The organism is Capnocytophaga sp. G2 (assembly GCF_035282625.1).
In the GTDB taxonomy this organism is placed as follows: Bacteria; Bacteroidota; Bacteroidia; order Flavobacteriales; family Flavobacteriaceae; genus Capnocytophaga.
On the sequence record NZ_JAYKBU010000010.1, the window covers coordinates 79,233 to 101,886 of the forward strand.

Annotated in this window: 26 protein-coding genes and 2 tRNA genes; 26 read left to right on the top strand and 2 right to left on the bottom strand. The window is 40.1% G+C overall.

Annotated elements, in window-relative coordinates; translation table 11 throughout:
• Positions 1-42: 42 nt before the first annotated feature.
• The 26 genes from VJJ03_RS07195 (at position 43) to VJJ03_RS07320 (ending at position 21,881) form a co-directional block, all read left to right on the top strand.
• Positions 43-1,122: a sensor histidine kinase gene (locus VJJ03_RS07195; protein WP_323974679.1), complete on the top strand. Its 1,080-nt coding sequence runs from the start codon at positions 43-45 to the stop codon at positions 1,120-1,122.
• Positions 1,119-1,811 (top strand): LytTR family DNA-binding domain-containing protein, encoded by a 693-nt coding sequence (locus VJJ03_RS07200; RefSeq protein WP_323974681.1) that lies wholly within the window; start codon positions 1,119-1,121, stop codon positions 1,809-1,811. The genes VJJ03_RS07195 and VJJ03_RS07200 overlap by 4 nt, the downstream gene beginning before the upstream one ends.
• Positions 1,812-2,093: 282 nt before the next feature.
• Positions 2,094-3,632, top strand: coding sequence for a glycine betaine ABC transporter substrate-binding protein (locus tag VJJ03_RS07205; protein ID WP_323974683.1), 1,539 nt, complete (start codon positions 2,094-2,096; stop codon positions 3,630-3,632).
• On the top strand, positions 3,629-4,339 hold the full coding sequence (locus VJJ03_RS07210) for an ABC transporter ATP-binding protein (protein WP_323974684.1): 711 nt from the start codon (positions 3,629-3,631) through the stop codon (positions 4,337-4,339). Before VJJ03_RS07205 ends, VJJ03_RS07210 begins: the two co-directional genes overlap by 4 nt.
• 12 nt (positions 4,340-4,351) lie before the next feature.
• Positions 4,352-5,311: a zinc-binding dehydrogenase gene (locus VJJ03_RS07215; RefSeq protein WP_323974686.1), complete on the top strand. Its 960-nt coding sequence runs from the start codon at positions 4,352-4,354 to the stop codon at positions 5,309-5,311.
• Between the two features lie 51 nt (positions 5,312-5,362).
• On the top strand, positions 5,363-5,812 hold the full coding sequence (locus VJJ03_RS07220; protein WP_053580421.1) for a hypothetical protein: 450 nt from the start codon (positions 5,363-5,365) through the stop codon (positions 5,810-5,812).
• A gap of 283 nt (positions 5,813-6,095) precedes the next feature.
• Positions 6,096-6,848, top strand: a complete 753-nt coding sequence (locus VJJ03_RS07225) for an alpha/beta hydrolase (protein ID WP_323974722.1) — start codon at positions 6,096-6,098, stop codon at positions 6,846-6,848.
• A 44-nt stretch (positions 6,849-6,892) separates the two neighbouring features.
• Entirely contained in the window at positions 6,893-7,387 is a 495-nt protein-coding gene (locus VJJ03_RS07230; RefSeq protein WP_323974689.1) for a 3'-5' exonuclease, read from the top strand.
• 17 nt (positions 7,388-7,404) lie between these two features.
• Positions 7,405-8,280, top strand: a complete 876-nt coding sequence (locus VJJ03_RS07235; RefSeq protein ID WP_323974690.1) for a helix-turn-helix transcriptional regulator — start codon at positions 7,405-7,407, stop codon at positions 8,278-8,280.
• A gap of 162 nt (positions 8,281-8,442) precedes the next feature.
• Complete coding sequence (locus tag VJJ03_RS07240; RefSeq protein ID WP_416377848.1) at positions 8,443-8,778, top strand: DUF5131 family protein; 336 nt, start codon at positions 8,443-8,445, stop codon at positions 8,776-8,778.
• Between the two features lie 28 nt (positions 8,779-8,806).
• Positions 8,807-9,088 (top strand): DUF5131 family protein, encoded by a 282-nt coding sequence (locus VJJ03_RS07245; RefSeq protein ID WP_323974725.1) that lies wholly within the window; start codon positions 8,807-8,809, stop codon positions 9,086-9,088.
• Between the two features lie 21 nt (positions 9,089-9,109).
• Positions 9,110-9,469 (top strand): MmcQ/YjbR family DNA-binding protein, encoded by a 360-nt coding sequence (locus VJJ03_RS07250; protein WP_323974692.1) that lies wholly within the window; start codon positions 9,110-9,112, stop codon positions 9,467-9,469.
• Between the two features lie 5 nt (positions 9,470-9,474).
• The gene (locus VJJ03_RS07255) at positions 9,475-11,967 is read left to right on the top strand and encodes an excinuclease ABC subunit UvrA (protein ID WP_323974694.1); all 2,493 of its coding nucleotides are present in this window, start codon (positions 9,475-9,477) and stop codon (positions 11,965-11,967) included.
• 46 nt (positions 11,968-12,013) lie between these two features.
• On the top strand, positions 12,014-12,838 hold the full coding sequence (locus VJJ03_RS07260) for an alpha/beta hydrolase (protein ID WP_323974696.1): 825 nt from the start codon (positions 12,014-12,016) through the stop codon (positions 12,836-12,838).
• A gap of 23 nt (positions 12,839-12,861) precedes the next feature.
• On the top strand, positions 12,862-13,860 hold the full coding sequence (locus VJJ03_RS07265; protein WP_323974697.1) for a DUF6630 family protein: 999 nt from the start codon (positions 12,862-12,864) through the stop codon (positions 13,858-13,860).
• Between the two features lie 34 nt (positions 13,861-13,894).
• The gene (locus VJJ03_RS07270) at positions 13,895-14,308 is read left to right on the top strand and encodes an EamA family transporter (protein ID WP_009745192.1); all 414 of its coding nucleotides are present in this window, start codon (positions 13,895-13,897) and stop codon (positions 14,306-14,308) included.
• A 71-nt stretch (positions 14,309-14,379) separates the two neighbouring features.
• Complete coding sequence (locus tag VJJ03_RS07275) at positions 14,380-15,054, top strand: hypothetical protein (RefSeq protein ID WP_323974699.1); 675 nt, start codon at positions 14,380-14,382, stop codon at positions 15,052-15,054.
• Between the two features lie 279 nt (positions 15,055-15,333).
• Positions 15,334-15,406 (top strand) — tRNA-Gly (locus tag VJJ03_RS07280).
• A 217-nt stretch (positions 15,407-15,623) separates the two neighbouring features.
• Positions 15,624-16,316, top strand: coding sequence for a hypothetical protein (locus tag VJJ03_RS07285; RefSeq protein WP_323974701.1), 693 nt, complete (start codon positions 15,624-15,626; stop codon positions 16,314-16,316).
• A gap of 14 nt (positions 16,317-16,330) precedes the next feature.
• Positions 16,331-19,183 (top strand): carbamoyl-phosphate synthase large subunit, encoded by a 2,853-nt coding sequence (carB, locus tag VJJ03_RS07290; RefSeq protein ID WP_323974703.1) that lies wholly within the window; start codon positions 16,331-16,333, stop codon positions 19,181-19,183.
• A 155-nt stretch (positions 19,184-19,338) separates the two neighbouring features.
• A complete protein-coding gene (locus tag VJJ03_RS07295) occupies positions 19,339-19,908 on the top strand; it encodes a cysteine hydrolase family protein (RefSeq protein ID WP_323974705.1) in 570 nt (189 codons plus the stop codon).
• Between the two features lie 2 nt (positions 19,909-19,910).
• Complete coding sequence (locus VJJ03_RS07300) at positions 19,911-20,561, top strand: hypothetical protein (RefSeq protein WP_323974707.1); 651 nt, start codon at positions 19,911-19,913, stop codon at positions 20,559-20,561.
• A gap of 56 nt (positions 20,562-20,617) precedes the next feature.
• The gene (locus VJJ03_RS07305) at positions 20,618-20,857 is read left to right on the top strand and encodes a hypothetical protein (protein ID WP_323974709.1); all 240 of its coding nucleotides are present in this window, start codon (positions 20,618-20,620) and stop codon (positions 20,855-20,857) included.
• A complete protein-coding gene (locus VJJ03_RS07310; RefSeq protein WP_323974711.1) occupies positions 20,851-21,150 on the top strand; it encodes a hypothetical protein in 300 nt (99 codons plus the stop codon). The genes VJJ03_RS07305 and VJJ03_RS07310 overlap by 7 nt, the downstream gene beginning before the upstream one ends.
• Before the next feature lie 3 nt (positions 21,151-21,153).
• Complete coding sequence (locus VJJ03_RS07315) at positions 21,154-21,573, top strand: hypothetical protein (RefSeq protein ID WP_323974713.1); 420 nt, start codon at positions 21,154-21,156, stop codon at positions 21,571-21,573.
• A complete protein-coding gene (locus tag VJJ03_RS07320) occupies positions 21,570-21,881 on the top strand; it encodes a hypothetical protein (protein ID WP_009745204.1) in 312 nt (103 codons plus the stop codon). The genes VJJ03_RS07315 and VJJ03_RS07320 overlap by 4 nt, the downstream gene beginning before the upstream one ends.
• A 39-nt stretch (positions 21,882-21,920) precedes the next feature.
• Here the strand turns inward: VJJ03_RS07320 and VJJ03_RS07325 are convergent.
• Positions 21,921-21,992 (bottom strand) — tRNA-Arg (locus tag VJJ03_RS07325).
• Positions 21,993-22,093: 101 nt separating this feature from the next.
• A partial coding sequence (locus VJJ03_RS07330; protein WP_323974717.1) for an IS30 family transposase occupies positions 22,094-22,654 on the bottom strand: 561 nt, incomplete at its 5' end.

The window sequence follows — 22,654 nt, forward strand, 5'->3', positions numbered from 1 at the left end:
CTTTAAAAATCTAAAAAGGTAAGACTTTACCAAATAGAAACTATGGACGAAAATCCCTATATATTTCTAAAAAACAATCTCTTCTTGCAGTTTCTTATTGCCGATAGATATCGCATCTATAGGCATATAACTGCTTGTGTATCATTGCTATTGTTTTTCCTAACCACTAAAGAATGGGGAGCGTACAAAGGTTTTGTAGACCACTTGGACTGGATAGAAAGGTGTATGATTATCACGCTGGCTTTCTATCTAAATCTCTATGTGCTTATTCCGCGTTTTTTATTTAGGGGAAAGTTTGTTACCTATGTCTTTAGCCTTGTAGGGGTTCTCCTTATTTGCCAAGTGATTACCTATTACCTAAATACAGTAGTATGGAGAGAGTATGTTATCAGTGAAGACCTTAAAAAGGCAATGGCTTTACCTATCCCTACCCTATTTATCTTTTCATTATTGAGTCTGTTACCCTTTATAATGCTATCCACACTCATAAAAATATTCCAATTGTGGATAAAAAACACCGAAAAGATGCAAGAATTAGAGCAACAAGCTACCAAAAGTGAGCTACAAGCCCTACGTAGCCAGATACAACCGCACTTTTTGTTCAATATGCTCAATAGTATCAACACATTGTTGTATATCGACCCCGAAAAAGCTTCGTACACCCTCACAAAATTATCCGATTTCTTGCGACATTTGCTCTACCAATCACACGAAGAACGAGTTTTTCTCTCTTCTGAATTGCGTTTTCTCTCCGATTTTCTCTCTTTGGAAGCAATGCGCCGTGATGATTTTACTTATGAGATTACCTACAACGAAAAGAATATACAAGGCATACAACTGCCTCCTAACATATTGCTTATCTTAACCGAAAACGCTGTAAAACACAGTATTGATACCCTTGCTCCTACTTATATCTATATGAAATGCGAACAAAAAGAGGGATGGTTACACTTTTCTGTATACAATTCCGTACCTTTGCAACCTAATCCTCAACAAAAATTCAGCGGTATAGGATTAACTAACCTCCGCCGACGGTTAGAACTGCTCTATGACGACCGTTTTAAGCTGTTGCAAGAAGCTCTACCAAAAGAATATATAGTAACCTTAGCGCTACAACTATGAATTGTTTGATAATAGACGATGAACCCTTGGCACGTATCGGTATGGAGCGCCTCATAAGGCAATACAGCCATTTGAATGTAGTGGGCACTTTCAAAAACACTATAGGCATTGCCGACTTTCTCAAAAAGAACGAAGTGCACTTACTCTTTTTGGATATAGAGATGCCTGGGGTAAACGGCTTAGAGTTTGCCAAAACCTTACCTGAACATACTTTGGTTATCTTTACTACCGCTTACAGCCAATATGCCTTAGAAAGCTATGAAGTAGATGCCCTCGACTATTTAGTAAAACCCATTACCTCCGAACGCTTTAAAAAAGCCATTACCAAGGCCGAAAGTTATCACCAACTGCTCTCTCAACAGAAAACCGACTTTGAAGCTACCGATACGCAATACATCAGTATCCGCGCCAATAGACGCAATTACCGCATTCCTCATAACGATATCCTATATATAGAAGCATTGAAAGATTACGTGATTATCCACACCTTCACCGACCGCTACATCACGTGGATTAATCTCAAAAACATACATAGCCAGCTCCCTGAGTCGGTATTTGTACGTGTCAATAAGAGTTATGTAGTGAATATACAACACATTACTTCCTACACCCACCAATTTGTGTATATAGGTGAAACAGAAATTCCTATTGGCAGGTCGTATGAGGTGATGAGCAAATTTGCTAATTAGCAAATTATTCACTACTTTTGCACTCATCATCCGTCATTCGTCGTTCGTCATTCGTCATTCGTAATTTGTAATTCGTCATTTGGTTAGGGATAAAACTCGATAAAATCAAGCAATCCTCTAAAAATTAACTTGTAAAAACTCTGCTATATCTTCCTTTACCTGAACAAATGAATACTTTCATAACCTTAGACTTTGAAACTTTTTAAGTAAGAAGGAGTCAATTATCAAATTGGCTAATTGGCTAATTATTTTCGTATCTTTGCAACATCATTTGCTAATTATATGAATTTTATTTCTCTTCTTCGTGAGGAAGCGCCGTTCTTCCTGCACCTGACTGCTGAGCATTTGCTTATTTCGCTCTTGGCAATTGTTATCGCAACATTTATAGGGGTGCTATTGGGAATCTTTATCAGCGAGTACCGCAAGTATGCCGTTTGGCTCTTGGGGGCTGTGAATGTGCTCTATACTATCCCCTCTATCGCTTTATTGGGTTTCTTTATCACTATTACGGGGGTAGGGAACCTCACGGCTCTTATTGCTCTAATACTCTATGCTTTACTGCCTATTATCCGCAGTACTTATACGGGTATTACCCAAATCAATCCGCTGATTGTAGAAGCTGCAGAGGCAATGGGTAGCACCCGCAGGCAACTGCTTTGGAAAATCAAACTTCCTTTAGCCCTGCCTGTACTGATGTCGGGTATTCGCAATATGGTAACGATGACTATTGCGCTGGCAGGGATTGCCTCGTTTGTAGGTGCAGGAGGCTTGGGGGTAGCTATCTACAGAGGTATCACTACCAATAACAGTGCGATGACCCTCATAGGTAGTGTGCTGATTGCGCTCTTAGCTTTAGGTTTTGATTTTCTTTTGTCAAAAGTAGAGCAACGATTGCTACACCGTGAAGTTGCCTATAAGCGCAATCCGCTAAAGCTGGTAGGAATAGGAGTGTTGGCACTGCTCATCACTCTCTTCTTCGTGCTTTCGCCTAAGAAAACAAAGGATATACATATCGCTACCAAACCGATGACTGAGAGCTATTTGCTGGGGCAGATGCTTTCTTTGCTTATTGAACAAGACACGGGGCTTTCGGTGCGACTGACCAATGGTGTAGGGGGTGGCACCTCCAACATTCACCCAGCAATGTTGCGCGGAGACTTTGATATGTACCCCGAGTACACCGGAACCGCGTGGGAAGCAGTACTCAAACGCAAAGACCCTTACAACGAGAACAAGTTTGCCGACTTAGAAACTGCCTATAAAAAGCAATACGGATTGGAATGGGCTAACCTATATGGCTTCAACAATACTTACGGCTTGGCAGTGAGCAAGGAAATGGCTCAAAAATACCAGCTTAAAACTTTTACTGACTTGGCTAAGGTGAGCGAGCGACTTATCTTTGGGGCTGAATACGACTTCTTTGAGCGAGAAGACGGTTACAAAGCACTACAAGAGGTATATGGGATGCACTTTAGAAAAGTACTCGATATGGACATCGGACTGAAATACCAAGCGATGCGCGATAAGAAGATTGATGCTATGGTAGTATTCACTACCGACGGACAACTTTCTATCAGTGAGGTGGTGGTACTGCAAGACGACCGTAATATGTACCCCTCCTACAAGGCAGGCACAGTGGTACGCACCGAGCTACTGACCACCCACCCCACCCTGCGCACTACTTTGGCAAAGCTGAACCAGCTAATAGACGATACCACGATGGCGCACCTCAACTTCTTAGTAGAAACTGAAAGAAAACGACCTGAAGAAGTTGCTAAGAACTTTCTGCTACAAAAAGGACTTTTAGACCCACAACGATGATTACTTTTTCTCATATACACAAAAATTATAATGGTAAGGAAATTATTGCTGACTTCAATCTCACCATTGAAAGCGGCACTTTCCTCACCATCATAGGCACTTCGGGCTCTGGCAAAACCACCGTACTAAAAATGATTAACGGATTGGTATTGCCCGACAAGGGCGAAATATACATTGACGACAAGAATATTTTGGAGGAAGACCTCATTGCCTTACGCCGCAACATAGGTTATGTAATTCAAGGGAATATCCTCTTTCCGCACCTCACTGTTGCTGAGAATATTGCTTATGTACTCCGTCTGAAAAACTACTCTAAAACCGACATCACACACATTGTAACCGAAAAACTACAACAGGTAAACCTCGACCCTGAACTCGCCAACCGATTCCCACATCAGCTTTCGGGCGGACAGCAGCAGCGGGGAGGTATTGCAAGAGCCTTAGCGGCAAGCCCTTCAATCATCTTAATGGACGAGCCTTTTGGGGCGTTAGACATCATTACCCGTCAGCAGCTACAGCGAGAGCTCAAAGTGCTGCATCAGCTCTCAGGGGCTACTATCATATTTGTTACTCACGACATAGCCGAAGCCTTAACACTGGGTACCAAAGTATTAGTATTAGATAAGGGAATTATTCAACAATACGACACCCCCGAAATGATTAAAAGCAATCCTGCTAATGAGTTCGTAAGAGCATTAGTGAATTAGCAAATTATAAAAATGAAAGCAATCGTTATTTACAAAGCGGGCGATGCCCAGCAGTTACAAATAGAAGAACGTCCTATCCCAGCACTCAAAGAGGGGTGGACGTTAGTAAAAGTAAAAGGCTTTGGCATCAACCGTTCGGAGATATTCACGCGGCAAGGGCACTCACCTTCGGTTATTTTTCCGCGTATCTTAGGCATTGAGTGTGTAGGGGTAGTGGAAGCTACTACCTGTCCTACTTTGCAAAAAGGGCAGACTGTTGTTTCGCTAATGGGTGAAATGGGTAGAGCTTTTGACGGTAGTTATGCCGAGTATACCCTTTTGCCCAACGGACAAGTATACCCCATAACCACTACACTGAGTTGGGCGGAACTTGCTGCGGTACCCGAAACCTACTACACTGCTTTTGGCTCTATGCAGAATCTACAAATCAAACCCACCGATACCGTACTGGTGCGTGCTGCTGCCAGTGGGGTAGGCATTGCCTTTTTGCGATTGGTAAAAGCCCAATACCCTACGCTGAGGGTAGTAGGCTCTATCAGAGGTAATAATACTGAGAAAGCAGTTGTACTCTTGGGGTTGGGTTACGATGCTATTATCGCCGATAATGATAACGTTTTGGCTACCGATGAGTGTTTTGATAAAATATTAGAGTTGGTGGGACCTGCGAGTATTAAGGATTCATTTGCCCATATAAAAGAATATGGCATCATCTGTGCTACAGGACTTTTAGGTGGTAAGTGGTATTTAGAGGACTTTGACCCTACTCGCGACCTCCTGCACAATGCCTATCTTACCACCTTCTATTCAGGTAGTGTAAATGCCGAAAAGATTACCCAATTATTTGCTTATATTGACGAACACGATGTACCTGTTGCTCCCGAGAAAGTATTTGCCTTAGAAGAAATAGTTGCTGCTCATCAATATGTTGAAAGTAGTGCAGGTTATGGCAAAGTAGTAGTGCGCATTAACTAATTTGCTAATTATTTTCGTATCTTTGCCCCTAAATCATCAAATACAAATCCAATGAAAAAGATTTTTTTATTCTGTTTAGCCCTTGTGGGCTTTGTAGCTACAGCACAAACCTACGAATTTAAAGTAGTAACCGCTGTAGAATCGGTTATACCTTCTGGAATGGGGCGTTCGCGCTTGATTTCAGCTAACGATGAGCGCAATTACAAAGATTTTACCACCACCCGCTCCGAAGACGGCGATGAACGCAACAAAAGTGACCGTGATGAGATTCGTGTCAAAGGTTTTGACGAAACCAAATTGCTGAACTTCTTTAACATCGGGGGGATTCGCTTTCAGAATATCGCTGCCAACGATGCCCTTATCACTTCCAAACTCAATGCAATGAGTGAAGAAGGATGGGAGCTCGCCTTTGTTACCAGTGGTGTAGAAAGTAATTCAGGTAAAGACGATTCTACAGGGCTTTTTATCACCCGCTTTGTTTTCAAACGATTGAAAAAGTAGTCTTCAAAATTAGTAAACGTAAAATTGTCAATTTCGTGAAAATTTATCTTCCACATTACCCAGCAGCACCAACTCGCTGGTTTTGTGGAAGATTAAAATACTTTGCTGTTTTTTTAAATAATTACTTACGTTGAACTCTCATTATTTATCACAGAGTCATTTCAAATGGATAACTATATAGTCCCTACAAAATAATAAACACTAAATATCAGATAAGATGGAAAAAGTATTGACTTTATTGTTTTTAACGACGTTTTTTTAGGCTAATGCCAAAACTGAACCCATAGAAATACAAGGTGCGGTAGGCAAACTCCGAGGGGTGCTTACTACTCCCGACAATTTTAACCAAAAGAAAATCCCCGTGGTGATTATGTTTCACGGTTTTACTGGAAATATCAACGAGAAAATAAACATCACTATAGCCGAAACCCTTGCCAAAGAAGGCATTGCTTCTGTGCGCTTCGACTTCAACGGACACGGGAAAAGCGATGGCGACTTCGAGAAAATGAGCCTCGATAACGAATTAGAAGATGCGCGCCGTATTGTTCAGTATGTTGAACAACTGCCTTTTGTGAGTAAAATAGGCATCTATGGCCATTCACAAGGAGGGCTGATCTCAATATTGCTCAGTTCAGAACTCGGTAAGAGTAAAATCAAGGCAGTGGCAATGCTAGCTCCAGCAGTTATCATTCACGATAATATGTTACAAGGGTCTTTTTTTGGCACTACTTTCGACCCCCTAAATGTCCCCGATAAGGTGAGCCTCTTCTCAGGCAAAATTACCGTAGGCAAGGACTATATTCTTTCAGGGCAACGCATAAAGCCTTTTGAAGCCGCTAAGCGTTACAAAGGAAATGTAAAAATCATTCACGGAACAGGTGATAGAGCCGTACCTTACTCGTATAGTGAATATCTTTTGTATTTCTACAAAAACGCCGAATTAACAATCACTCCAAAAGCCGACCACGTTTTCTCTAACCAAGAAGATATCCCCGCCACCGAGGTAAGTCAATGGATGAAAAAACAACTTAAATAACGTGAGTTCGATATAACACTGACTTTACTTGTTACCTGAATAAAATGAACACTTTCGCAGCCTTAGACTTTGAAACCGCCAACCAATACCGCAGTAGCGTATGCAGTATCGGACTCGTTTTTGTAGAAAACAACGAGATTGTCGATACTTATTACCAACTGATAAAACCAGCTCCTAACTATTATTCCCTTTTCTGTACCCAAGTACACGGACTTTCGCAGTACGACACCGAAAAAGCACCGCTCTTCCCCGAAGTATGGGCAGAAATATTGCCAAAAATAAAAGATTTACCCCTTGTAGCTCACAATAGTATGTTTGATGAAGGCTGTTTGCGGGCTGTATTAGCTTATTACAAGCTTCCACAGCATACTAATCCTTTCTTTTGTACCTGCCGAAAAGCGCGTAAACTCCTCCCTCAGCTTGTGAATCACAAGTTAGACACTGTATCCGCTTATTTTGGGTTTGATTTAAAGCAACATCACCACGCCTTAGCCGATGCCGAGGCTTGTGCACATATCGCTTTAGAACTTTTCAAGTAACATTGTAAAAACATCAAATGAAACAAATTCCTATCTATAAATTTTATAAGCACAAGTACGGCGATGCACTCCTCATAGATGTTATTGATTACAGTACTATGTGGAAAGAAATACGCAAAATTCCTACCTTTACCGAAACTTTCTACAGTCTTACCTTAGTGATAGACGGTGATGAGGCAATCACTCTAAATGGTAAAAACTGTATAGCCACACGTGGCACTGTTATTTGCTCAACTCCTGGCGAGATATGGCACTTTCACGGAAATATGACAATGAATGCACTCAATCTTGTCTTTGAAAAAGAGTTCTTGCTTACTTTTTTTAATGATAGTAACTTCTTAAATAAGTTGAAATACCTATCAAAAGAACGCCTCTCTCCTTTTCTTTCGCTTGATGAACCTCTTTTTAACCGATTGTTGAACTTATATCGCCAAATGCAGTATGAAATCAACAACACTCAACCTAAAGACCAACATATATTGCGCGCTATGCTTTACGAAACGTTAATACTTTTCTCCAGAGCTGAGGTACAAGTACCCAATCATTCAGACAATGTAAGTGAGAAACCTATAAATCGTTATGCCCAACACTTCGCCGAGTTGGCTGAAAAAAACTTTATTACAGAAACCAATACTGAGTTCTATGCCAATGCTCTCTGCATCACTTCCAACTACCTAAATAAAATAGTGAAACAAGTATGGGGCAAAACTACCAAAGAATACCTACAAGCACAACGCATACAAGAGGCTTGCAAACAATTGCGTTATACTACACGTTCCATACAAGAAATTGCTACAAGTTTAGGATACGAAACTGCTACTTACTTTGTGCGTTCCTTTCATAAAGCAAAGGGAGTAACTCCTTTAGCTTATCGGAAAAAGAGCCATGAATAAGAGTCCCGAAAAATGACATTTCTTTCCCGATTATTTTATGGTTGGCTAACAAAAAGATAATAGTTTTGCCGTGTTAGAATAATAAAGAATAAAATAGTGGCAATACTATGGAACCTTTAGTACGGATGTTTCAAAATAAGTGAAGGTTGTGCCAACTGTTATATGTATCGAGCAGACGAAAGGTACGGTAGAGATAGTAAAAATGTACATAAAACCCAAAGTTTTACGCTCCCGACTCAAAAAAACAGAAAAGGAGACTACAAAGTACCTGCTAACACCCTTGTATGGACTTGTTTTACTTCCGATTTCTTTATTAAAGAAGCAGATGAGTGGCGAGAAGAGGCTTGGAAAATGATAAAAATACGCAACGATTTACATTTCTATATGGTAACCAAGAGAGTGGAGCGTATTGTAGAGTGTTTGCCTCCTGACTGGGGTGAGGGCTATGAGAATGTTACTATTGCCTGCACGATAGAAAATCAAAAAACAAGCCGATAAACGATTACCTATTTACAACCAATTACCTATAAAGCACAAAGCACTCATCTGCGAACCCTTGCTTACCTCTTTAGATTTATCTCCTTACCTCAACACACAAATAGAATTGGTAAGTGTAGGAGGCGAGTCGGGCGATAAAGCAAGACCTTGCCATTACGATTGGGTAAAAGCCATTCGTGAGCAGTGTGTTAAAGCCAACGTGCTTTTTAATTTTAAGCAAATAGGAGCTTATTTTGTAAAAGACGGCAAAACATATCACATTGCACGAAGACTACAACAAACTCAAGCTAATATCAATTATAAACCCTAAACTGCCCGTGTAGCTCAAACAATGAATGTAGAAGAATTTAGAGACTATTGTCTATCTCTGCCTGATACGTATCAGAAAATGCCCTTTTCGGGTTTCTTTAAAAATGCCAATTCAATCTTAGTTTTCTATGTAGGAACAAAGATGTTTTGCTTCTTTGATATCAATAAGTTTGACAAATGTACTCTCAAATGCAACCCCGATGAGATAGAACAACTCAAAGCTGATTATCAGGCTGTAGAAGATCCTTTTAACCTAAGCAAAAAGTATTGGGTGGGTATCCGTTTCAATGAGGATATGCCTGATGATAAAATCAAGACTTATGTAAAACAATCGTATGATTTCGTAGCTTCTTTACAGAAAAACAAATTAGTAAAACAATGACAATTATGAAAAAAGAAAATCTCAAACGCCCTGAAAATATTGAGGTACGTGGGGCTAAAGTACATAACCTGAAGAATATAGATGTCGATATCCCCCTCAATAAGATTGTAGGGATTGCAGGCGTATCCGGTTCTGGAAAATCTTCTCTTGCCTTAGGGGTACTCTATGGGGAAGGATCGCGAAGATATTTAGAATCTCTTTCCACCTACACGAGGCGACGAATGACGCAAGCCGAACGCGCAGATGTAGACGATGTGCGCTATGTCCCTGCTTCCTTAGCGCTACACCAACGCCCTACGATACCCGGTATCCGCAGTACTTTTGGCACAATGACCGAACTGCTAAACAGCCTACGTCTGATGTTCTCTAGGCTCGCCAATCATCGTTGCCCTAATGGGCATTATGTAAGACCCTCCTTTGCCGTGGCTGCTATGCAAGAAATCACCTGCCCCGAGTGCCACGAACATTTTTATGGGCCTGGGGCTGAAGATTTGGCTTTCAACAGTCGTGGAGCTTGCCCCACTTGTAGCGGAACAGGAACGGTAAGGACGGTAGACGAGAGTAAGTTAGTCCCCAATGAAAACCTCACTATCGATGAAGGGGCGGTAGTGGTATGGGGCACTCTGATGTGGTCGCTGATGAAAGATGTATGTCGCGAAATGGGCGTGCGTACCAATGTGCCTTTTAAGGATTTGACTCCCAAAGAAAAAGAAATCGTTTATCACGGGCCTGCCGAAAAGAAACATATCCTCTACTTAAACCCCAAAACAGAACAAACTGCCGAATTGGATTTTACCTACTACAATGCAGTGTATACCGTACAAAACGCTTTGGGAAAAGTAAAAGACGACAGCGGAATGAAGCGCCTCGAGAAGTTTCTAAAGGAAGACGTTTGCCACGACTGCCACGGCACAAGGCTCTCCGAAGCTGCGCGCACACCACGCCTTAGGGGTATTAGCTTAGACCAAGCTACTGCTATGACGCTCAATGAGTTAATGGGCTGGGTAGCAGGTGTTCCCGAGTCGTTAGAAGAAGCAATGCGCCCAATGGCTAAAAACATCTGCGAAGCTTTTACTGACACCGCCCGCCGCCTCATAGACTTAGGCTTGGGTTACCTCTCGTTAGACCGTGCCGCGGCTACCCTTTCCACCGGCGAACGCCAGCGCGTACAGCTTGCTCGCGCCGTACGTAACCGCACTACAGGGGTGCTCTATGTGTTGGACGAACCCTCTATCGGGCTGCACCCTCACAACCTCAAAGGCTTAACAGGAGTAATGGACGACCTCGTAGCCGATGGCAATTCAGTTATATTAGTAGACCACGATACTCAAGTGCTTACCCACGCCGATGTGATTATAGAAATGGGCAAAGGCGCAGGGACTAATGGTGGAATGGTCATCACACAAGGAACGGTAGAAGAAATAGCACAAAACAAGGAGTCGGTGATAGCGCCTTACCTATCGCAAGAGAGCGGACTGCCAGCAGCTCTCCCCGAGAGCGAACTCTTTTCTATGGGAAACATACACCTCTCTACCGATGCCATACACACCGTACGACCTTTAGAAGTCGAAATCCCCAAAGGGCGACTTACAGTCGTTACAGGGGTCTCAGGCTCGGGCAAAACCACCTTAGTGTTGGAGAGCTTAATCCCAGCTTTAGAGGCAAAGGCTGCCGGAAAGAAATTGCCTCAGCATATCAAATTGGTAGAAGCAGAAGGCATTCGTCAGGTGAAGCTCATCGATGCCACCCCTATAGGGATCAATGTACGCTCTACGGTAGCTACTTATGCAGGTATTCACGACGAACTCCGTAAGATTTACGCTAGAACCCCCGATGCCAAACAGTATGGCTACAAAGCAGGCGACTTTTCTTACAACACAGGCAGTTTGCGTTGCTCTACCTGCGATGGCACGGGACAAATATCCTTAGATGTGCAGTTCCTTCCCGATGTTGATATCGTGTGTCCCGATTGTAAAGGGAGTAGGTATAAGAGAGAAGCCTATAAGGTATTGCGCACCGCCAAGAATGGTGAAAAATACAGTCTGCCCCAACTGATGAGTATGAGTATTGACCAAGTGATAGAGGTAACTACCGAATTGAAGTTAGTAAACCAAAAACTACAAGTACTACAGCAGTTAGGATTGGGCTATTTATCGCTTGGCGAAGATACCCCTGGGCTTTCGGGCGGAGAAGCCCAACGTTTGAAGTTAGCCAGTGAAATGGGCAAAGGACAGAGCGATACCGTTTTTGTATTTGATGAACCCACCATAGGGCTACACCCGCAGGATGTACGCGTGCTGCTCCGTGTTTTTCAGAGCCTCCTTAGCTTAGGAGCTACCGTGATAGTTATTGAACACGATTTAGACGTAATTCGCAATGCTCATTACCTTATTGATATGGGACCCGGTGGCGGTGCTGCAGGTGGAAGAATCGTAGCACAAGGCACTCCTAAAGCCGTAAAGAATAACACCAACAGTATCACAGGGAAATATCTATAGGATTAAAAAATGTGCTAATAATAAGATTTTTTCTTAAAAAACACTTATGAAAAAGAACATTATCACTTTAGTACTAATCCTTATAACACTGATGCAAACAACAAAAGCTCAACAAACAGAAGACCTTACCCTCGAAGGGGCTAAAGGCAAATTAGCCGCTACCTTGCAAACGCCTAAGATAGAGAAGGGCAAAAAGGTGCGTATGGTAATTATCTGTCACGGCTTTGGTGGCGATAAAGACCGTCCGCTACTGCGCACCATTGCCGACCAACTGCAAAAGGCAGGTATCGCTAGTATCCGTTTTGACTTCAACGGCTGTGGCAAAAGCGAAGGTCGCTTTCAGGATATGACGGTGCTCAACGAAATAGAAGACGCTAAGAAAGTGATTGCTTATGCTGAAAAACTGCCCTACGTGAGTGGCATCAGTATAGTAGGGCATTCGCAAGGTGGGGTGGTAGCCTCAATGGTAGCGGGAGAACTCAAAAAAGCTATTAAGAGTGTTGCTCTCTGTGCTCCTGCAGCGGTATTGCGCGACGATGCGCTACGTGGCACTACCCAAGGGGCTACTTACAACCTGCATCATATCCCTGAGTATATAGACCTCCCCAGAGGTTTGCGTATGGGGCACGACTATGTAAAAACCGCACAAACGCTCCCTATTTACGAAACGGCACAGCAATACAAAGGGTCTGTACTGATTATTCACGGAACTTGGGATGTGGTAGTACCTTATACCTATGGCGAGCGTTACCACCAAGTGTATAAGAACAGCAAACTCATACTCTTGCCCGAAGTAGATCACAGTTTTACAACCGAAGAAGCCCGCAACAAAACCGCTGCTGAGATTACGGAGTTTATGAATAGAAATTAGCAAATTAACTCATTATATAAGTTATGTTTTTAAAAAATTTCTTAGAAAAAATAACTCATATATTGGGGCTAACTACTCCCAAAAAGAAACCTCTTTCCTGTCCGTGTTGCTATGCCGAAGAGAAATGCATCGGAGGGAGTCCCTATCTTTTGGAAGATTTCCAAAGCATAATGACTCACTTTGCCCAACTAAACGACCATAACGCCGACTTATTAGGTGAAAAATTTAGCAAAAAAGATCCCTTCGGGATTGTCTTTATTCATACGGAGCAGAATAGTGATCCCATACAAGGGCACAACATTCTTATTCCTCAAAGTATTATATTCGAAGACCTACAAGAAAATGTGTTCTATGCCATTTGTCGTATCAAGGACAAATGTGAGTGGGTGCAATATGCCTATTATATCTCCGACAAAAAAGGACACAAATGGTATGATTATATAGGGAAGAATGAACCTGTAACCGATAGTCGTACTATTGAGCGCCTCGAAAAACGCCTTTCTGTTTACAAGGATTTAATAATCACCTTATTGAAAAAACAAGAAGGCAAAGGAAAAATTGTCCCTAAAAATATCCCCATATCCCAACAATTCCATAAAGAATGGTTATTATTAGCCTCCCTGCTCTCCATTCCTACACGTACAGCCAATAAAATCTGTAAAAGTGTATTGATTGAAGAAGAGATGTTCGATACCTTCCTATCAGAAATGATAGCGGCAGATTACTTAGAAGTCATTGACTGGAAAGATGTTGCGGAAGATGTGGTCTATAACTACAATCTGTTAAGCAAACGACTAAAAGGCACAGCAATAGATTTAGAAATAGACAACAACACACCTCCTACTGAGGTATTTCGGCTATTGGCATCAAGAAGTGAATTTACTCTTTATCAAATTGACATAGACGCCGATAGTTATTTCATAGGGCTTTGCCCAAAAGAAAATGCAATAGCTGTGCAGTGTCAGTACAAAGCCTTGTTTTCTGTATTAGATAATCAGACAAGTGTTACCTTGATTGTTTGACAAACTCATTTACTAATTGACAAATCATTCCATTATGTGGCTCGTTTACGCATTGTTATCAGCTGTATTTGCCGCTCTTACTTCTATTCTTGCCAAAATAGGGATTGAGGGCGTTAATTCCAACCTCGCTACTGCCATTAGAACCTTAGTGGTAATCGCTTTAGCGTGGGCAATGGTTTTTATTACTCAGCAGAGCAGTGGCTTAGCAGAGATTAGCAAGAAGAGTTGGCTTTTTCTAATCCTTTCAGGACTTGCCACAGGGTTCTCGTGGTTGTGCTATTACAAAGCCTTGCAAATGGGAGTCGTTTCTAAAGTAGTGGCAGTAGATAAAATCAGTATCGTTTTTACGTTTATCTTAGCTGTTTGCTTCCTACACGAAGCCTTCACGCTTAAATCATTAATAGGGATCACCCTTATCGCCATTGGCACCTTAGTAATGGTGATATGATATAGGAAATAAAGACAAAAAGGGGATTGTAAATTTGTAAAAAAGACATAACTTTGCCCAAAAACTATCTTATGAATTTCTGGCATATGCAACTACACCCCACAGGAGCTACTGCTTGGACAGCAGAGAACACTCGTCGCATTATCGCTACAGGCTATATAGGCTGTTCGGAGAAGGTCGTGCAAACCTTTGATAGACTCCTTGCAGGTGACTTAATACTGGTACGCTATGGAGCGCAAGTAGTAGCCTTGGTAGCGGTGGAGGATACGCCTCGCTTGTTACGAGATTATGAGAAACACCCCTTGCGTTGGTTTACCCATGGATGTAGAGTTAAGCCTCTTGCCTACTATGAAAACCTAAAAATAGGCGGTCATGGCTGGTACCTGCCCACTACTCTCCAACAGATAAAACCTGAGAATGAAGTAGCTTATACCTTTGTGAGGGACTTGTGGGAAAAGACAAATTCTCATTTGCTCTTTTCGGTAGATTTCAATGAGTTGATGGATTATGATCTGGTACTGTTTTCCCAAAAAGACGAGCGAGAGAATGTTTGCAGAGAGCTCATAACTTTATATGAGGGGCTAAAAGTAAATATCTATATGGATGATGGAGACGACGAGGGCAATCGTGATGACCTTGTTGCCAGTGGCTATGTAACTGCTAATGAGACAGGATATTATCCCTATGTAAAGTGGTGTTGCCGAATAGATGAAAAAGGTATACGGAGTGAGTCAGAGGTGGAATAAGAATCCCATGTTATTATATCTCCTAAAAAAGTTATATATTTACCCTGCAAGAATATCTGTTGGAGATACTTCAATATAAGAAAAACTAAACATTATTCTAATAGTCTGATTAAAAGTTAGTTATAGATTTTATCAAAAAGAAAAGAAAGGGAGAAAGAATAAAGGATATTAATATGTACACTATTTTTGAATATAAATTTGTAGGAATTAAAATTTATTGTATCTTTGCACCGTAGATAGAGAAACAAAACAGTTACAAACCTACTCAAAGCAAAATAAGCGAAAATAGCTCAGTTGGTAGAGCGCAACCTTCCCAAGGTTGAGGTCGCGGGTTCGAACCCCGTTTTTCGCTCTTTTTTAACACATCTAAATGAACATCTTTAAGAATATGAGTCAGTTAGCACTCCCTTGTACTTCCGATATGCAGTACTCGAAAGGGATACACAGGGCAACAATATTCTTTATTAGTATAGTAGCTATATCTTTCTTTTGGAAGATGTAGCTATTTTTTTAATTCAATAGCGAAAATGCTTAGTTATAAGAAACTATATTATAACAATATAGATGAAATGGCTAAAAGAATAGCTAATAATTTTGTTGCGGGAGATTCTATTACGGAGAATATTTTGAAATTTGTTAATGAATTATACGATTCTGCGAAGGTAGGACAGAGTTTTAAGTCCTCTTATTTTGAAACAGCTTATTATGCTCATATTTCAAGTGAATTAGAGTCCTATATAGCAAGAATTTTTTATCATCTTTCAGAATTAAAAGGAAAAAAATGGAAGATCTTGCTTAGAAGGCAACAAGGTAAAACAGCCCCTGATCTTAGAATTGAGAAGGAAGGTAAAACTATTGCTATTATTGAAGTTAAAGCCAAAGTAGGGTGGATTCAACCATTTTTTTCAGAGCAATGCTATAAGGTAGATAAGGAAAGGTTTGAAAAGGGTTCATCTTTTGATCCCGATGCCCTGATTAGAAAATCCAAACAGCAACTAACAAAATATTCTGAAACTTTTGCCATTACTAATGATGATATATTTTTATTCTTGCCTGCTTTAGCTTTAATGCATAGAAAGAAATATAACACAACATTAGAGGAATATAGAAGTTATTTTTCTCAAACGTCAGGATTTCCGGAGGAGAATCTTATTTTACTATCAGAAAATAAATCACTTGATTTATCATTAGTTATTGAAGGAAAGGAACTTTTCCCTACAAGAGACTTTGAAAAGTTACTGGATAAGTTGTTAAAGAAATAAAAGCACCTAACAAAATGCCAAAAAGAAACGACCTACATTGTGTTCTGCTTATAGGGTCAGGACCTATTATCATCGGGCAAGCCTGTGAGTTCGACTACTCAGGCTCGCAATCGTTGCGCTCCTTGCGCGAAGACGGTATCAAAACCGTACTGATCAACTCCAACCCTGCTACGATTATGACCGACCCTTCCATGGCGGATGTGGTCTATCTCAAACCCCTTACCACTAAATCATTGGTGGAAATCCTCAAGGCTCACCCCGAAATAGATGCCGTACTGCCTACTATGGGCGGACAGACTGCTCTTAACCTCTGTATAGAGGCAGACGAAAAAGGTATCTGGAAGGACTTCGGAGTGGAAATCATTGGGGTGGATATTGATGCGATCCAAATCACCGAAGACCGTGAGAAATTCCGCGTGTTACTCGACGAGATAGGAATCCCAATGGCGCCTTCGGAAACGGCTATGTCCTTCCTCAAAGGGAAAGAAATTGCCCAACGCTTTGGTTTTCCGCTCGTAATACGTCCGTCCTTTACCTTGGGCGGTACGGGTGCCTCTATCGTCTATAAGAAAGAGGACTTTGATATGCTCCTTAATCGCGGTTTGGAGGCTTCTCCTATCCACGAGGTGCTTATTGATAAGGCACTTTTGGGCTGGAAGGAATACGAATTGGAACTCTTGCGCGATAGGAATGACAATGTAGCTATTATCTGTACCATTGAAAACATGGATCCGATGGGTATCCATACGGGCGACTCTATTACGGTAGCTCCTGCGATGACCCTTTCCGATCGCACTTTCCAGCGTATGCGTGATATGGCTATCAAGATGATGCGCAGCATAGGTGATTTTGCAGGCGGTTGCAACGTACAGTTTGCCGTGTCTCCCGATGAAAAAGAGGATATTATCGCTATTGAAATCAATCCACGTGTATCGCGTTCGTCCGCCTTGGCATCTAAAGCTACAGGTTATCCTATTGCTAAGATTGCCACTAAGCTTGCTATTGGCTATCATTTGGACGAATTGCAAAACCAAATTACCAAATCCACTTCCGCTTTCTTTGAGCCTACCTTGGACTATGTGATTGTGAAGATACCACGTTGGAACTTTGATAAGTTTGAAGGCTCTGACCGTACTATTGGCCTACAAATGAAGTCGGTAGGGGAGGTCATGGGTATTGGTCGTTCGTTCCAAGAGGCTTTACAGAAAGCTACCCAATCGCTCGAAATCAAGCGTAATGGTTTGGGAGCCGATGGTAAAGGAGAGAAGAACTACGAGCAAATCATTGAAAAACTCACTCACCCCAGTTGGGATCGGGTATTTGTACTCTATGATGCGGTACAGCTGGGCATTCCGCTAAGCCGTATCCATGAAATCACCAAAATAGACATGTGGTTCCTCAAACAATACGAGGAGCTCTGTGCCCTTGAAAAAGAAATATCCAACTATAAGATAGATACACTACCTAAGCAGCTCCTTTTCGAAGCTAAGCAGAAAGGCTTTGCCGACCGACAAATCGCCTATATGCTTGGTTGCTGGGAAAGTGAGGTACATAAGAAGCGTGAGGAATTGAATATTCGCCGTGTATTCAAATTGGTTGATACCTGTGCTGCCGAGTTCAAGGCGCAGACTCCTTACTATTATTCTACCTTTGAAGCGCCTATCCGTACCGCCGATGGCAAGGAATATGTAGCCAACGATAGTGTGGTTACTGACCGCAAGAAGGTAGTGGTACTCGGTTCAGGACCTAACCGTATAGGTCAGGGGATTGAGTTCGACTACTGCTGCGTACATGGTGTATTGGCTGCGGAAGAATGTGGCTATGAGACCATTATGATCAACTGTAACCCAGAGACGGTATCTACAGACTTTGATACGGCTGATAAGCTCTATTTTGAACCTGTATTCTGGGAGTATATCTACGATATTATCCAACACGAAAAGCCCGAAGGAGTGATTGTACAGCTCGGCGGACAAACTGCCTTGAAGTTGGCCGAGAAATTGGACAAATATGGTATCAAAATCATAGGTACCAGCTTCCAATCCTTGGATTTGGCAGAGGACAGAGGAAGTTTCTCTACCTTACTGAAAGAGAATAACATTCCTTACCCACGCTTTGGTGTAGCTGAAACGGCTGATGAGGCACTGAAGCTCTCAGACGAATTGGACTTCCCGCTATTGGTGCGTCCTTCCTATGTATTGGGCGGGCAGGGTATGAAGATTGTCATCAACAAGGAAGAGTTGGAAGCCCATGTGGTAGATCTTTTGCGTAAGATACCTAATAACAAGCTCCTACTTGACCACTATTTGGACGGCGCCATAGAGGCCGAAGCCGATGCGATATGTGATGGCGAAAATGTGTATATCATTGGTATTATGGAGCATATAGAGCCTTGTGGTATCCACTCAGGTGATAGTAACGCGACCTTACCGCCGTTCAACTTGGGTGAGTTTGTGATCCAACAGATCAAAGACCACACCCAGAAGATAGCCTTGGCACTCAACACCGTGGGGCTTATCAATGTACAGTTTGCCGTAAAAGATGATGTAGTGTATATCATAGAGGCCAATCCACGTGCTTCGCGTACAGTGCCGTTTATCTCCAAGGCCTACAAGGAACCGTATGTGAATTATGCCACTAAGATCATATTGGGAGAGAAGAAGCTCTCTGACTTCCATTTTCACCCACACTTGGAGGGCTTTGCTATCAAGCAACCTGTGTTCTCGTTCAACAAATTCCCGAATGTAGATAAGAAGCTCGGCCCAGAGATGAAATCCACAGGTGAGAGTATTCTCTTTATAGATAGCCTCAAGGACGATGCTTTCTACGATATTTATACAAGAAGGAAGATGTACTTGAGTAAGTAATTAAGAGACTCGACAGCCAATTAGATCATACACTTTGCCAAAGTTCGTAACACGACAAACAATTAAAAACTTTAGCAAAGTTGATTTTCTAATTTTATATTTGTAACAGAAACCTTATGAGATTATTCTTATTAACAGTTTTAACATTTTTAAGTATGTCAATAGAAGCACAGAATACAAAAACAGCTTTAATACTGATAGATATTCAGAATGATTACTTTCCTAAAGGAAAAAATGAACTTGTAGGCAGTGAACAAGCGAGTTTAAATGCTAAAAAAGTACTAGATAAATTTCGGAAAGATAAGAGTTTAGTCATACATATTCAACATTTATCTACCAGAAAAGATGCTACTTTTTTTATCCTTAATACCAATGGAGCTGAAATACATAAAAATGTAGCTCCTCTAAAGGATGAGAAAGTGATAATTAAGCATTTTCCTAATAGTTTTCGAGAAACTGAATTACTCACCTATCTTGAAGAACACAAGATAAATAAGCTAATCATAGCAGGAATGATGACACATATGTGTGTAGATGCAACTGTGAGAGCTGCAAAAGATTTAGGGTATACAATAGAAGTGATTGGAGATGCTTGTGCTACAAAAGACCTTTCTTATAACAATAAAAAGACTGTAGCAAGTGAGGTTCAGAATTCTTTTCTTTCAGCTTTGAGTTATTTTTATGCTTCAGTAATTAGTACTAATGATTTTCTACAAAATAATTAGCTATGATAGTTCAAATTGAAAAAACAAAAGAATTTTACTTTAATTCTTTTAGGGAAAGAGGACTTTTCTCAAATTTTACAGGATTAGAAGATGACTTAGAAAGTCAGTATAACAAAATTCTTAAAACACAATATAGCTACTATAATAAAGGTTCTCAAGGTTTTCACTTTAATGTTAAAACCAATATAGAACAAGATAATTTTGATTTGTATTACTTAATTGATAAAGCTAATAAAATAATTAAATCAGAAGATGTCAAAAATTATTCTCTACCTATTTCTACTTTATATTCAGATATTTCTAATCTTGAAAAATTCAAAAAAGATAATCTGAAGGGGAAGATTATAGATGATTTTGAACCTATCATTGTTTCAAACTTTATACCAATCAATACCTCTATTGTAATTGATGGTAATCATAGAATGAATGAAGCAAGAAATCAGGGATATAAAATAATAAAGGCTTTTATTATACCTCCTATTTACAATAGTTTTTTAATGGATGAAAAAAGTTATAACTTATATGTATTTTACCATAATATAACAACGCTGTATAATAGTTCTCGTATAAGACTAAGTAATAGTCTAGAAAAAGACACATATTTTGGCAATTGCAGATTTGACAATATATCTCTAAAAAATACAACTTTTTAAAATTATCTTTATAGTTGGAATAAAAGGATTACCTCTATCATCAAATAAAAATAACTATGTCTTGTAGTTTTAACAAAACCATTTTCAAATTCTTATTCCTCCTCCCTTGTCTCGCATTAGCGCAATATCCTAAAGCAATGGATTTTAGCAAGCTCTATCAGGGTAAAATAGATAGTCTTGTAGTCATACATCGTACGGGCTGGACGAGAGAGACTTCGTGGCCTGAAGCCCTGAAGAAGAGCATATCACAGAGAGAAGAAAACGCCTTCCACTATCAGAGGGAAACCGTTTGCTAAGGATATTAAGAAATAAAAGAGGGTATAAAGAAGAATATCCTTTGCTAAATGATGTAGTGAGTAGTTTCCTATTCTATGCAAACGGAAACGAAGTGCTTACTATACATTTTTCACCGGAGACCAAGCAACTAACAATGTATAAGGGTGATGAACTTATCTTTGCAGGAATGAGCAAAGGAAAACTTACCAAAAAACTCATTCGTTATCTGTACCCTAATCTTTCTGCTAAAGAACTGTATATGAAATTCTTTATCCAAAGGGAAAGAGATTTAGATAAAAATTATATACAATAAACTATGTCCCTACTCTACATACATTTCGGGAAGTTTAGTGCTATTTTATATCTTTTAGCAACCATTTCACTATCGCAAGTGGGAATATATCTATTTTATTTTAACAAATGGGTAGTATTCCCTAACACAGTTGTTATGCTGCTTAGTGTATTGTTCTTACCTGTATGCTATTTAGGATATTATAAAAAGTATTTAGTAATATATAGGGTTGCTTTGTGGTTTATATTACTGAGCTTTTCCTCTATGGTGTTTCTGCGATTTGAAGAAGTAGTTGCAAAACAGTTTGAGAAAGGAGTGATATCCCTATTGGATAGAAATACAGCTATAAGTATAGGAGAGCCTCTATTATTAGGAGTACTTTTTATCTTTTTCCTTATCTTTGGAACTATTTTTGATAGGATTATAAAAACAAAAGACAAATGAAGTGTAAGTTACTAAAGGATTTTGTTTTGTTTTACTTTATGAGTGTGCTATTGTTGTTATTGTTCGTCTTTTTTATAGGATTTTTTCTTTATGGAGAGGAGGAACTTACCGTAGTTCATATACGTTATCCTATCGTTTGGGGTATTTGCTATGCCTATCAGGAGCTATTTTACTTTGTACAAAGATATATATCGTCTTTTTATATTAGTGCAGCTCTTTCTATAGCATTGTTATCGCTTCCTATAGGTACTTTATTGGCAATACCTATTAATTTTATTTTGTGTAAGATTGGTTTAGAGAAAAAATAAAACTATCTTGAGGTTAAGTCAAGATAGTTTTTTTAAAAGTGGTCTTGCCAAGAATCGAACTTGGATCTAAAGTTTAGGAAACTTCTATTCTATCCGTTGAACTACAAGACCTACTTATAATGTAGAGTGCAAAGGTACAAAATAAATGTGAATTATCAATGATTAATTTTGAGTTTCCTGATGTTGCCAATTCCACCTCCAAGTGAAATTTTTCAGCTTGTTTTTTGGTAGAATAAATCTTTAGGTTTTTTAAAGTTTAATACTTTTCTTGGTCTATCATTAATCTTATATTGATATGTCTTTATATCTTGATCTGTAACATCTTTAAAATCAGTTTCTTTAGGTATATATTGCCTTACAAGACCATTGGTATGCTCACTAAGTCCACGCTCACAAGAACAATAAGGATGAGCAAAGAAAAATTGTAAATCTAATTTCTTTTCAACTCTCTTAAAATCAGAGAACTCTGTTCCATTATCACAGGTTATAGTCTTAACACAGTTCTTATAAGGTAGCATCATATCTATAAGCTCATTAGCCAATGGTTTTGCTTTCTTTCCATCTTCTAATTTCTTCATAAACAACATTTTAGTTGATATTTCAACCATAGTCAATATAGCTCCCTTATTGCCAGCTCCCACAATTAGATCTATTTCCCAATGTCCAAACTCTGTTTTTTCCTTTACTATCTCAGGACGTTCATCTATAGATCTTTTATCTGCTATTTTCTCTTTAGAACTATATAATTTCCTATTTCTATGCTTAAGTTGATG